The following is a 13,925-nucleotide window of genomic DNA, read 5'->3' as shown; positions in this document are numbered from 1 at the left end:
TCTCTGCGTAAACAAGCTCCTAACGCAAAGCAAAAGTATAAATAAAAGAGACAAAAAAGGTCGATGTAATATCGACCTTTTTCTTTGCCTGCAATTTAGGGGCGCGGAGTTAGCTGCGTAAGCCAATGCCCTTAGTCACTAGGTAATGTGCAATGCCATACAACACAATGATAAATACACCGAGTACGCCAAACGACGTCACAATACCCACATCAGATACACCCAAGAAGCCATATCTAAACGCATTCACCATGTAGACAATAGGGTTCAACTTCGACACACCTTGCCAAAACTCAGGCAACAGGCTAATCGAGTAGAACACACCACCGAGATAAGTAAGCGGCGTCAGAATGAAGGTTGGGATAATTGAGATATCATCAAACGTACGTGCAAATACCGCGTTGATAAGACCACCTAACGCAAATACCACCGACGTAAGGAAAACGGTCGCAATGATCACGCCCCAGTGATCAACTTGAAGGTCAACGAAGAACAAAGAAACAAAAGTCACAATAGTACCGACCAATAGGCCGCGCACCACACCACCCATCACGAAACCAGCAATAATCACGTAGTTCGGTACAGGTGCAACCAACAGTTCTTCAATGTTCTTTTGGAATTTAGCGCTAAAGAATGATGAAGCCACATTCGAGTACGAGTTAGTGATTACCGACATCATGATCAGACCCGGCACTATGTATTCCATGTAGCTAAAGCCCTTCATTTCACCGATTCGTGCACCAATCAGGTTACCGAAGATGATGAAGTAAAGCGTCATAGTAATTGCAGGTGGAACCAGCGTTTGCACCCAAATACGAGTAAAACGGTTGATCTCTTTGGTCAGTAAGCTGCGAAAAGCAGTCCAATATAGGCTATACATATTATTTACTCCCCTCACGCACGATGCTTACAAATAGTTCTTCTAGACGGTTAGCTTTGTTACGCATCGAGAGGACTTTCACATTCTGCTCACTCAACTGAGCAAAAATGGTATTCAAACCTAGGTTCTTATCAATTTCTATCTCTAAAGAACCATTAACCAAGACTTGGTTATTCACGCCTTCTAACTTAGGTTGTGTAGCTCCATCCTCCAGATCAAGGATAAAGGTTTCCGCACTTAGCTTACCAAGGAGCGCCTTCATGGTGGTGTTTTCGATCAACTCACCACGATTAATGATGCCGATGTTGCGACACAACATTTCCGCTTCTTCTAGGTAGTGCGTGGTCAAGATAATGGTAATCCCCTGTTTCTCGTTGATCTCTTTGAGGAATTCCCACATCGAGCGGCGCAGTTCAATATCGACACCTGCCGTAGGTTCATCAAGGATTAACAGCTGGGGCTCATGCATCAAAGCACGAGCGATCATCAAGCGGCGTTTCATACCACCAGACAAGTTACGCGCACGTTCGCCACGTTTTTCCCACAAATCGAGTTGAGATAGGTATTTTTTCGCTCGCTCTTTTGCCAGAGATTTAGGCACACCGTAATAACCCGCTTGCTGTAAAACGATCTGCTCAACCGTTTCGAACGGGTTAAAGTTAAACTCTTGAGGAACTAAGCCTAGGTTTTGCTTTGCCAGCTCCAGATCGGTATCAATGTCGTAGCCGAATACCTTAACCTTACCAGAGGTTTTGTTTACTAACGAAGAGATAACACCAATGGTGGTGGACTTACCCGCACCATTTGGACCAAGTAGCGCGTAAAAGTCACCTTTTGCTACCTGTAAACTGATGCCTTTAAGTGCCTCGAAGCCACCAGCATAAGTTTTTCTTAATTGCTCAATTTCTAATGCATACATAGAGATGATTGCCATTTGCTATAAATAGTGTGGTAGCCGGACAGGATGAAGAGAACAAAACCTGAAATGAACTAGCTGAACTAGCTGAACTAGCTGAACTAGCTGAACTAGCTCAAGATGATGTACGCGGCCATTTTGCAAACAAGTCTATCGTTGAATGACGATGAATACAAATATCGATTATTGGTTTAGTTATAAAACTTAAAAGATCTAAGGCTGCATAAAGCTCTATTTCGAATATCACAAATAAAAAATACCGCTAAGACATTCACTTAGCGGTACTTCCCGTTATTAGAAACTCATGACCAAAATTGATAACTATTGTTCAATTACAGTAAATCAATAAAAATATTAAACCGATTCAAATTGGTGTTCGTCTCTCTCAACGTAGCTAGTCGCAGCTGTCAGAGCTTCATAACGGAAGCGATATGTGTTCGATTCCGGTACTAAATCAATTACGTGGAACTTCTCCAGCTGTTGACGCGTATTCTCGTTAGGACACAGCAAGTACACCTCACACTGTGCGTCTAGCGCATCCTTGATCGCATTCTCTAGCGCGAGGCCAACCGTAACATCAATCATAGGTACATCGGTCAAGTCTAAAATCATCGCTTCGTAATCAGAAATACTCGAGTGCTGACGTGAAATCGCCTTTGAGACACTGAAGATCATCGGCCCAGATAGATAGAAAAACAACACTTTGCCATTGGCATTATCAAGCAGTTGGCGTTCACTATCAGTCAATGGAATATCGTCTTCATCATCCCCGTCACTTATAGCTTTAACTTGCCTTGCTTGCTCACGACTTAACCTTTCAATGATCAGAATATTAGAGATAAATACACCTAGTCCAACCGCGATAATCAGGTCAACGAACACGGTCAATAGCATTACACCGTACATCACACCCATACCAGCATAACTTACTTTGTGTGCACGCTGGATGAAGCTCCAATCAAGAATGTTGAAGCCGACGTACATAGCAATACCAGCTAGAACAGCCATAGGAATAGGTTCGGTTAATCCACCAGCAACCAATACCACAAGCGCTAATACGAGAGCTCGAATCACACCAGAGAGAGGAGAGCGTGCGCCTACCTGAATATTGGTCACGGTCCCCATGGTAGCACCCGCACCTGGTAACGCACCAAACGAGCCCGCAAGCATATTTGCGATACCTTGACCACGCAGCTCTTTATCAGAGTCATGCTCTTTACGAGTCAATGAGTCCCCAATAACAGCGGTCAAAAGTGTATCAATACAACCCAATGTACCAAGCACCAAGGCATCGATAACCATAGTCGTGAATTGTTCAGCACTGATAGTAGGGACAACAAGAGAAGGCAGACCTGCTGGGATTTCACCAATACGGCGAATAGAATCGGTATCGAAGAAGATAACGGACAACAGAGTGACGGCCACCAACGCGACCAGTTGCGCCGGTACATATTTACGATACTTAGCCGGGAAGCCAAACAGAATACCGAGTGTCAGTGCACCTAGAAATAGCTCACTCACTTTTAAGTTTGCTATCGTATCAGGTAAAGCAGAAAGCGTGCCCATTACACCACCGGATGGAGCGGCGTGTCCTAACAGTGGGGACAGCTGCAAGATGATCAGAATAACGCCAATACCCGACATAAATCCGGAGATCACGCTATATGGCATCAAAGTGACGTATTTTCCTAGCTTCAACGTGCCCAATAATATCTGAAACGCACCAGCCATCATTACGACAGTAAAGGTCATGGCCATGCCCGTTTCAGGATATTTAGCCACCATACTTGTCATTACAGCTGTCATGATCACCGTCATTGGACCGGTAGGTTCAGAAATTAAGCTACTGGAACCGCCAAACAATGCTGCAAATAGGCCAACCATGATGGCGCCCCACAAGCCAGCTTCAGCTCCCGCACCAGAAGCAACACCAAATGCCAATGCTAAAGGTAACGAGATGATGGCTGTAGTCACACCGCCAAACATATCCCCTTTGAGATTGATATCCGTAAAACGACTTCCAAACAAAACACACCTTCCTGATGATGAAATGACAAACCTCATCACTTTAACAAATGTATTAAGTGTTCAGAAAGTGTTAATTCAATCACATTATTCATGTCTTATAACCGGAACATTGATAGCGGGCTAAGTTTATGATTTTTCGTACTAGAACACGTCAGATGAGTACATTTTGACGCAGTTTTTACGAGATTGAAATTGTAACATTGTGTATAGTTAAGTATCTTAATTGATGGGATGTAAGAAGCAAGATGCCAGAAATAAAACAGCTTTTTGAGAACAATTCCAAATGGTCTGAAGAAATTCGCTCTGAAAGACCAGAATATTTTACAACGCTTGAAGAGGGTCAAAGCCCGGGTTTTCTATGGATAGGTTGTTCAGATAGCCGAGTTCCAGCCGAACGCCTGACTGGCTTATATTCTGGAGAACTGTTTGTTCACCGAAACGTGGCCAACCAAGTGGTTCATACCGATCTAAACTGTCTATCTGTTGTTCAGTACGCAGTGGATGTACTTAAAGTGAAACACATTATTGTTTGTGGTCACTACGGTTGTGGCGGTGTTAATGCGGCAATTGATAATCCGAAACTGGGCCTTATCAACAACTGGCTACTTCACATTCGCGATAACTACCTAAAATACCGCAAAGAGATCGAAGCACTTCCGCGCGAGCATTGGGGTGATAAGCTTTGTGAGATTAACGTCGCAGAGCAGGTTTACAACCTAGGTAACTCAACCATTATGCAAAGTGCATGGGAACGCGGCCAAGAGGTCGAGATCCATGGTGTGGTATATGGTATTGGCGATGGCAAGTTACAAGACCTTGGCGTACGTTGCTCAAGTATCGACACATTAGAGAGCAGCCACATTGAAGCATTAAATAAAATCTTAACGACGCCTCTTCTTAGTCAACAAGGCTAATTATCTCTATCAAATACAAAAAGCCCGCATCAAGCGGGCTTTTTTATGTCTTGTCTCAGGAAGTGTCGTGATTACTCTTGCGGTACCACTTTACCAATGTATGGCAGGTGACGGTATTTTTGAGCGTAGTCGATACCAACACCAACAACGAACTCGTCTGGGATTTCGAAACCAATCCACTTCGTATCAACTTCAACTTCACGACGTGAAGGCTTATCTAGTAGTGTACAGATCTCAATAGATTTAGGACCACGTAGACTCAAGATCTCTTTTACCTTAGTCAGTGTGTTGCCAGTATCGATGATGTCTTCTACAAGTAGAACGTCTTTACCTTGGATATCGTCATCTAGGTCTTTCAAGATACGAACATCACGCGAGCTTTCCATGCTGTTGCCGTAGCTAGACGCGGTCATGAAATCAACTTGGTGAGTTAAATCGATAGCACGAGCAAGATCCGCCATAAAGACAAACGATCCACGTAATAAGCCAACTAAAACTAGATCTTCACTGCCTTTGTAGTGTTCCGTGATCTGTTTGCCTAGTTCGTTCACTCGATCCTGAACTTCCTGCTCAGAGATCATGACTTCAACTGTATGCTTCATACTACTCTCATTTTGTTTGGTGATTGCGACAAGTGTAGACAGTTTTGCCATTAGCGCCGCTCAATTTTGTGCGTAAGTCTAGCACTGCTCAAATACCCACACCACCTTATGGTTCGAATTTACTGTCAGATTATCAACGAAATGTGCACTTGTGCCTTGTCTGATAGTTGCCTTATCTCATATCAATGTGGATCACGCTTTATGGATCAAGTTTGATGTAACTGTCTATTAAATAAGCTCAAAGGATTGACCATTCGCATATGCACCATTACACTCATCCTGGCTTAAATAATAATAAAATCATTAATATAAAAAATCGTTGGCAAGGAAAATAAAATGGACTCAATATCTAAGAGACCTAGAACTAGGCTTTCACCTTTAAAAAGAAAACTTCAGCTGATGGAAATCGCGCTTGAAGTATTCTCTCGTCGCGGCATTGGCCGTGGTGGTCACGCTGACATTGCGGATATCGCTCAGGTATCTGTAGCAACTGTATTTAACTACTTCCCTACTCGTGAAGATCTGGTTGATGAAGTTCTAAATCATGTTGTCCGTCAATTCTCGAACTTCCTTTCAGACAATATCGATCTAGATATTCACGCAAAACAAAACCTACATAATATTGCGACTGAAATGGTGACACTAGTCGCTCAAGACAGCCATTGGTTGAACGTATGGTTCGAATGGAGCGCATCGACGCGTGATGAAGTATGGCCACTGTTTGTAACGACAAACCGCACTAACCAAATGTTGGTACAAAACATGTTTAGTAAAGCGATTGAGCGCGGCGAAGTTTGTGACGATCACAATCCTAAGCATCTTGCAAATCTATTCCATGGCATCTGCTACTCGCTGTTCATCCAAGCGAAACGTGTCGATACCAATGAAGAACTGTCTAAACTTACTGATAACTACTTAAACATGTTGTGTATCTATAAGTAGATTCGAGATTCAGTTAAAACTATTGAAAGGATTGGCGCTTGCGTCAATCCTTTTTTGTTACGAGCAGATAGCTGTAGGTTGAAAGAGGCTCCCTACTCCTTTCTTCGTCAGTCTAGGGAATGACGGATATAAAGAACTCCTGAACTTCATCGTCGAAGAAATGAATCAGCCATTCCAGCCTGAGACTAACAACTGCCTCCTTCGTCAGTCTAAGGAATGATCGCTCCAAAGAGAGCCTTCACTTCACCATCCAAGCCAGAGATTACCTCTTTCCTCCCTCATCAGTGTGGGAAATGACGGGAATACTGAACTTGAGCTCTCTCACACTCAAGAATCACTAAAACACAAACTTCAGCATCTCACGCTCCGTCATCCTCAAGAGCGAGGGACGAGCGAGTTGGGGATCTCTTGCAGCAAAATAACTCACTTATAATGACGCATAAAAAAGCCGCTGACGAATCAGCGGCTTTTAAAAACATTAGCGAGTGACTAAAGGAGAATTACTTCTTCTTTTTTACTGCTTTTTTGTTTGGAAGGTCAGTAATTGAACCTTCGAATACTTCCGCAGCTAGACCAACAGACTCATGTAGAGTTGGGTGAGCGTGGATTGTAAGAGCGATATCTTCTGCGTCACAACCCATTTCGATTGCTAGGCCGATTTCACCAAGAAGTTCACCACCGTTAGTACCAACAACAGCACCACCGATTACGCGATGAGTTTCTTTATCGAAGATCATCTTAGTCATACCGTCTGCACAGTCAGAAGCGATTGCACGACCAGAAGCAGCCCAAGGGAAAGTCGCAACTTCGTAGTTGATGCCTTCAGCTTTTGCTTCTTTCTCAGTCTTACCTACCCAAGCAACTTCTGGCTCAGTGTAGGCAATTGATGGGATTACTTTAGGGTCGAAGTAGTGCTTCTTACCAGAGATAACTTCAGCGGCTACGTGGCCTTCATGTACACCTTTGTGAGCAAGCATTGGTTGACCAACAACGTCACCGATCGCGTGGATGTGAGGAACGTTTGTACGCATTTGCTTATCAACGTTGATGAAACCACGTTCGTCAACTTCGATACCAGCTTTTTCAGCGTCGATAAGTGCGCCGTTTGGAACACGACCGATAGCAACAAGAACTGCATCGTAACGCTCAGCTTCAGCTGGTGCTTTCTTGCCTTCCATTGAAACGTAGATACCATCTTCTTTCGCTTCAACAGCAGTCACTTTAGTTTCAAGCATTAGCTTGAACTTGTTCTTGATACGCTTGGTGAAAACTTTAACGATGTCTTTATCCGCAGCAGGGATAACTTGGTCGAACATCTCAACTACGTCTACTTTAGAACCTAGAGAGTGGTAAACCGTACCCATTTCAAGACCGATGATACCACCGCCCATGATAAGTAGTTTTTCAGGAACTTCTTTCAGCTCAAGTGCATCCGTAGAATCCCAAATACGTGGGTCTTCATGTGGGATGAATGGCAGTTTAATTGGACGAGAACCTGCAGCGATAATTGCGTTGTCGAAGTTAACTGTTGTTGCTTCGCCTTCGCCTTCAACTAGGATGCTGTTAGGACCAGTGAACTTACCGAAACCGTTAACAACCGTTACGTTACGCATCTTAGCCATACCGCCAAGACCGCCTGTTAGTTGGTCTACTACTTTTTCTTTCCAGATACGGATCTTGCTGATGTCCGTTTGTGGTTCGCCGAATACAACGCCGTGCTCTGCCATCGCTTTCGCTTCTTCAATTACTTTAGAAACGTGAAGAAGTGCTTTTGATGGAATACAACCAACGTTTAGACATACACCGCCAAGAGTGCTGTAACGTTCAACTAGTACTGTTTCTAGACCTAAATCCGCACAACGGAATGCAGCTGAGTAACCAGCAGGACCTGAACCAAGTACAACAACTTGGGCTTTAATTTCTTTGCTCATTGTGACCTCTTGTAGTCATTATCCCTAACAGGCTGAGTAGATGTTCTTAAATTATTGGGCTTTCAAACAGCCAACATTTTACAGAGATGTTAACAGTGTGAAAGTAGCTTTAAGTTAGCCTGTGAGCTAGACAACACTTCCCTTTCGCTTTATGAGAAAAGAGGGAACTGTTCTCTAAAAAATACTTTGTATAAAGAATTAAGGTGACCCGAAAGCCACCTTAATATTTACTTTCTCAATTACAGTACTAGACGACGAATGTCAGATAGTGCGCTGTTTAGGAAAGTAATGAAGCGTGCACCTTCAGCACCATCGATCACACGGTGGTCGTATGATAGAGACAGTGGAAGTTGTAGGCGTGGTTCAAACTCTTTACCGTTCCACACAGGCTTCATTTCAGACTTAGATACACCTAGGATACCTACTTCTGGAGCATTTACGATTGGCGTAAATGCAGTACCACCGATACCACCAAGGCTAGAGATTGTGAAACAACCGCCTTGCATGTCAGCTGCAGTTAGCTTACCAGCACGTGCCTTCTTAGACACAGCCATTAGTTCTTCAGATAGCTCGTAGATGCCTTTCTTGTTCACGTCTTTAAATACAGGAACAACTAGACCGTTTGGAGTATCTACTGCGATACCTACGTTTACGTACTTCTTAAGAATGATGCTTTCGCCATCTTCAGAAAGAGAAGAGTTAAACGCTGGGAACGCTTCTAGTGCTTTAGCAACAGCTTTCATGATGAACACAAGTGGAGTGATCTTCATGCCAGTGTCTTTCTTCGCTTCGATTGCATTCTGCTCTTTACGGAATGCTTCTAGCTCAGTGATGTCTGCGTTATCCCATTGTGTAACGTGAGGGATCATTACCCAGTTACGATGTAGGTTTGCACCAGAGATCTTCTTGATCTTAGAAAGCTTCTGAACTTCAGTTTCGCCGAACTTGCTGAAGTCAACTTTTGGCCATGGTAGTAGACCAAGAGCAGAACCGTCACCGCCTTTGCCAGATGCCGCAGCACCAGACTCTAGACGTTTAAGTGCATCTTTAACGTAAGACTGAACGTCTTCTTTTAGTACACGGCTCTTACGACCAGTACCTTTAACTTTCGCTAGGTTTACACCGAACTCACGAGCTAGACGACGTACAACTGGAGACGCATGTGCGTACTCACCGTTTTCTTGGAAGTCGTCTGTTGCTGCAGGAGCTGCTGCCGCTGGAGCTTCAGCTTTAGGTGCAGGTGCCGCCGCAGGAGCTGCTACTTGTGCAGGTGCTGCAACAGGAGCTGGAGCTGCGCCTTCAACAACGAACGTCATGATTAGAGAGCCAGTTGACACTTTGTCGCCAGCTGCAATCTTGATCTCTTTTACTGTACCAGTGAATGGTGCAGGAACTTCCATTGAAGCTTTGTCGCCTTCAACAGTAATTAGAGATTGCTCTTCTTCTACTGTATCGCCAACCGCTACCATTACTTCAGTAACTTCTACTTCGTCACCGCCGATATCTGGAACGTTTACTTCTTTTTCAGCTGATGCTGCTGGAGCCGCTGCAACTGGTGCTGCCGCCGCTGGAGCAGGAGCTGCTGCAGGTGCAGAGCCAGCTACTTCAAATACCATTACTAGAGAGCCAGTAGAAACTGAGTCACCAGAAGCGATCTTGATCTCTTTAACTGTACCAGAGAATGGTGCAGGAACTTCCATTGAAGCCTTGTCACCTTCAACAGTTAGAAGAGATTGCTCTTCTTCTACTGCATCACCGATAGCAACCATGATCTCAGTAACTTCAACTTCGTCGCCACCGATATCTGGAACGTGAACTTCTTTCAGTTCTGCCGCTGCTGCCGCTACAGGAGCAGCTACAGGAGCTGCCTCTGCTGCTGGAGCTGGTGCAGCTTCAGCTGCAACCTCGGCTTCGAAAATCATGATTAGAGAACCAGTAGAAACTGAATCGCCTTCAGCTACTTTGATTTCTTTAACGATACCTGCTTGAGAAGCTGGAACTTCCATAGAAGCTTTGTCGCCTTCAACAGTGATTAGAGACTGCTCTTCTTCAACCTTGTCGCCAACGCTTACAAGAATCTCAGTAACTTCAACCTCATCCGCACCGATGTCAGGTACATTAATTTCGATTGCCATTGCTTATTTACCTTCTAGTTAAGCGCTGTATTAAGCGTATTGTGGGTTTGTTTTTTCAGTGTCGATGTCGAATTTAGCAATTGCTTCAACAACTACAGATTTCTCGATATCACCACGTTTAGCCAGTTCAGTTAGCGCTGCAACTACTACGTAGCCTGCGTTAACTTCGAAGTGACGACGTAGATTTTCACGGCTGTCAGAACGGCCGTAACCATCAGTACCAAGTACTTTGTAAGACTCAGAAGGCATGAACGCACGAACTTGCTCAGAGTAGTTCTTCATGTAGTCAGTCGCTGCGATTGCTGGCTCAGTACCCATTACTTGTGTAATGTAAGGTACTTTCGCTTCTGCTTCTGGGTGAAGCATGTTGTAACGCTCTGCGTCTTGACCGTCACGAGTTAGCTCGTTGAACGATGTTACAGAGAACACGTCAGATGCGATGCCGTACTCTTCGCTTAGGATAGTCGCAGCTTTGCGTACTTCGTTCATGATAGTACCAGAGCCCATTAGCTGAACTTTCGACTTTTCACCTGCGTAAGACTCAAGCTTGTAGATACCCTTACGGATGCCTTCTTCAGCGCCTTCTGGCATTGCTGGCATTGCGTAGTTTTCGTTCATCACAGTTAGGTAGTAGAACACGTTCTCTTGGTTCTCACCGTACATGCGACGAATACCGTCTTGCATGATTACTGCAACTTCGTAAGCGAATGTTGGGTCGTAAGAGATACAGTTAGGAACCGTGTTCGCCATGATGTGCGAGTGACCATCTTCGTGCTGTAGACCTTCACCGTTTAGCGTTGTACGACCTGCAGTAGCACCTAGTAGGAAACCACGAGCTTGTTGGTCACCAGCCATCCACGCCATATCGCCTACACGTTGGAAACCAAACATTGAGTAGTAGATGTAGAACGGGATCATTGGTAGATCGTTCGTGCTGTATGATGTTGCAGCTGCAACCCAAGAAGCCATTGAGCCTAGCTCGTTGATACCTTCTTGTAGAACCTGACCCGACGTAGCTTCTTTGTAGTAAGAAACGATGTCGCGATCTTGAGGTGTGTAGTTCTGACCCTGCGGGTTGTAAATACCGATCTGACGGAATAGACCTTCCATACCGAACGTACGAGCTTCGTCACAAATGATAGGAACGATGTTCTTACCAATGTTCTTGTTCTTAAGCAGGATGTTTAGCGTACGTACGTAAGCCATTGTTGTTGAGATGTCACGCTTCTGTTCAGTTAGTAGCGGAGTGAACTCTTCTAGCTCAGGTGTTTTGAATTCTTGAGTGAACTTAGGTAGACGCTGTGGCGTGTAACCTTTGAGTTCTTTACGACGAGCGTGTAGGTATTCGTACTCCGCTGTACCTTCTTCAAGTTTCAGGTATGGCAGTTCTTTTACTGCTTCGTCAGTTAGGATGTCTTGAAGACCTAGACGATCACGTAGGTGTAGTACGTGAGTCATGTCCATCTTCTTAACTTGGTGCGCGATGTTCTTACCTTCAGCCGCTTCACCCATGCCGTAACCTTTAACAGTCTTCGCTAGGATTACTGTTGGACGACCTTTAGTTTCTGCTGCGTTCTTGTAAGCTGCGTAAAGTTTAGAAGACTCATGACCACCACGCTTAAGTGCGAAAATTTCATCGTCAGTCATGTCTGCAACTAGTGCTGCAGTTTCTGGATACTTACCGAAGAAGTGCTCACGTACGTATGCACCGTCTTTAGATTTAAATGTTTGGTAGTCACCATCCACAGTTTCGTTCATCAGCTGTAGAAGCTTGCCTGTTGTATCTTTAGCAAGTAGTGCATCCCAGTTGCTACCCCAGATAACTTTAACAACGTTCCAACCAGCGCCTTTGAATAGACCTTCTAGCTCTTGGATGATGCTACCGTTACCCATTACAGGGCCGTCTAGACGCTGTAAGTTACAGTTGATTAGGAATGTTAGGTTGTCTAGTTTTTCACGCGCAGCGAAAGACAATGAACCACGTGATTCCGGCTCATCCATCTCACCGTCACCTAGGAATGCGTATACACGCTGTGCAGATGTGTCTTTTAGACCACGACCGTCCAGGTACTTAAGGAAACGTGCTTGGTAGATCGCAGAAATTGGACCAAGGCCCATAGATACTGTTGGGAACTGCCAGAACTCAGGCATCAATTTAGGGTGTGGGTATGACGGGATACCTTTTCCATCTACTTCTTGACGGAAGTTGTCTAGCTGTTCTTCAGTTAGACGACCTTCAACGAATGCACGAGCGTAGATACCCGGTGAGATGTGACCTTGGTAGTAAACTAGATCGCCACCGTCCGTCTCGTTAGGAGCACGGAAGAAGTGGTTAAAACAAACTTCGTAGAACGCAGCAGCTGACTGGTAAGAAGCCATGTGACCACCTAGGTCTAGGTCTTTCTTAGAAGCACGCAATACGATCATGATTGCGTTCCAGCGAATAATCGAACGAATACGACGTTCAAGAGTTACATCACCTGGGTATGCTGGCTCTTGTGCTGCCGGAATCGTGTTGATGTAGTTAGTGTTGATACCAGTTGGCATATCAACGCCATCTAGACGTGCTTTCTCTAGAACTGTTTCTAGTAGGAACTGTGCACGTTCTACACCTTCTTCACGTACTACTGACTCAAGAGCTTCTAACCAATCTTGAGTTTCCAGTGCGTCTACGTCATGCTTCATGTCAGACATGGCGATCTATCCTTTTTGTTAGTTGGATTCTACTAAACACGTAAAAAGCCGAAGTATTACGGCTATTTACCCTGTTGAATTCGACGTAGAGAGCGTTCGCGGCGCGACTCTTCCTTCGTCAAATCCAGCAATGTTTCTTCGATGTAAGCTAAATGAGAGTGTGACATTTCACGCGCCTGCTCAGGCTGGCCAGAAACGATCGCATCTACGATATTAGCTCGATGTATACTCACTTTCTCCACAACGTCTTTACGACGATGCAACAGCTTTAAATTTTCCAAGACGTTTTGTTCGAGTAACGGAGCCAAGCTGCGAACAATGTGCAATAACACCACATTGTGTGCTGCCTCTGTTAAAGCAATAAGGAAAGCCATCACCGCTGCAGATTCAGCTTCAATATCATCCTTATCCTGCGCGCCGTGAATTTTTTCTTGGCATGCTTGAATACGAGCAAAGTCTTCATCAGTGCCACGCAATGCCGCGAAGTAAGCCGAAATCCCTTCCATCGCATGACGCGATTCCAACAAGTCTAGTTGGGTTTCAGAATGGGATGACAACAAATTAAGCAATGGATCTGAAAAGCTTTTCCAGATATTTTCGCTAACAAACGTACCTCCACCTTGACGGCGAGTAAGCAAGCGTTTTGCTTCTAAACGTTGTATCGCTTCTCGGATTGAAGGACGAGACACATCGAACTGTTTCGCCAGTTCGCGCTCAGGCGGCAACTGCTGCCCTGGAGCCAGTGTTCCTTCCACAATCAACCTTTCTAACTCTTGTTCGATTACATCGGAGAGTTTTGGCTGACGAATCCTTTGATAAGCCATAGTTTGTTGTTCTTCTTTTTCTTCGCTGACAATTGGTAATACCAATTTTAAGTTGGGCA

Annotated in this window: 10 protein-coding genes; 2 read left to right on the top strand and 8 right to left on the bottom strand. The window is 44.6% G+C overall.

The window, feature by feature from the left end:
• Positions 1-109: 109 nt before the first annotated feature.
• From A3712_RS17355 to A3712_RS17345, 3 genes are all read right to left on the bottom strand, one after another.
• On the bottom strand, positions 110-880 hold the full coding sequence (locus A3712_RS17355; RefSeq protein ID WP_063524436.1) for an ABC transporter permease: 771 nt from the start codon (positions 878-880) through the stop codon (positions 110-112).
• 1 nt (position 881) lies between these two features.
• Positions 882-1,799, bottom strand: a complete 918-nt coding sequence (locus A3712_RS17350; RefSeq protein WP_063524435.1) for an ABC transporter ATP-binding protein — start codon at positions 1,797-1,799, stop codon at positions 882-884.
• A gap of 351 nt (positions 1,800-2,150) precedes the next feature.
• Positions 2,151-3,782 carry a SulP family inorganic anion transporter gene (locus A3712_RS17345; protein ID WP_082856257.1) on the bottom strand — a complete coding sequence of 544 codons (1,632 nt, stop codon included), beginning with the start codon at positions 3,780-3,782 and terminating at the stop codon, positions 2,151-2,153.
• Positions 3,783-4,069: 287 nt separating this feature from the next.
• Between A3712_RS17345 and can the strand changes: the two genes are divergently transcribed.
• On the top strand, positions 4,070-4,738 hold the full coding sequence (gene can, locus A3712_RS17340; protein WP_063524433.1) for a carbonate dehydratase: 669 nt from the start codon (positions 4,070-4,072) through the stop codon (positions 4,736-4,738).
• A 71-nt stretch (positions 4,739-4,809) separates the two neighbouring features.
• On the opposite strand, the gene hpt is transcribed toward can, so the two are convergent.
• The gene (hpt, locus tag A3712_RS17335; protein WP_008222716.1) at positions 4,810-5,340 is read right to left on the bottom strand and encodes a hypoxanthine phosphoribosyltransferase; all 531 of its coding nucleotides are present in this window, start codon (positions 5,338-5,340) and stop codon (positions 4,810-4,812) included.
• Between the two features lie 336 nt (positions 5,341-5,676).
• Here hpt and A3712_RS17330 point away from each other — a divergent pair, with 336 nt between their 5' ends.
• Positions 5,677-6,282, top strand: a complete 606-nt coding sequence (locus tag A3712_RS17330; RefSeq protein WP_063524432.1) for a LuxR/HapR/OpaR family quorum-sensing transcriptional regulator — start codon at positions 5,677-5,679, stop codon at positions 6,280-6,282.
• A 500-nt stretch (positions 6,283-6,782) separates the two neighbouring features.
• Here A3712_RS17330 and lpdA read toward each other — a convergent pair whose 3' ends face one another.
• The 4 genes from lpdA to pdhR form a co-directional block, all read right to left on the bottom strand.
• On the bottom strand, positions 6,783-8,213 hold the full coding sequence (lpdA, locus tag A3712_RS17325) for a dihydrolipoyl dehydrogenase (RefSeq protein WP_063524431.1): 1,431 nt from the start codon (positions 8,211-8,213) through the stop codon (positions 6,783-6,785).
• Between the two features lie 239 nt (positions 8,214-8,452).
• A complete protein-coding gene (aceF, locus tag A3712_RS17320) occupies positions 8,453-10,348 on the bottom strand; it encodes a pyruvate dehydrogenase complex dihydrolipoyllysine-residue acetyltransferase (protein WP_063524430.1) in 1,896 nt (631 codons plus the stop codon).
• 30 nt (positions 10,349-10,378) lie between these two features.
• The gene (gene aceE / locus A3712_RS17315) at positions 10,379-13,042 is read right to left on the bottom strand and encodes a pyruvate dehydrogenase (acetyl-transferring), homodimeric type (protein WP_063524429.1); all 2,664 of its coding nucleotides are present in this window, start codon (positions 13,040-13,042) and stop codon (positions 10,379-10,381) included.
• Positions 13,043-13,104: 62 nt separating this feature from the next.
• A complete protein-coding gene (gene pdhR / locus A3712_RS17310; protein ID WP_063524428.1) occupies positions 13,105-13,866 on the bottom strand; it encodes a pyruvate dehydrogenase complex transcriptional repressor PdhR in 762 nt (253 codons plus the stop codon).
• Positions 13,867-13,925: the final 59 nt, after the last annotated feature.

The organism is Vibrio sp. HI00D65, from assembly GCF_001635455.1.
GTDB lineage: Bacteria > Pseudomonadota > Gammaproteobacteria > Enterobacterales > Vibrionaceae > Vibrio.
This window is presented reverse-complemented; position numbering and strand designations above follow the sequence as displayed.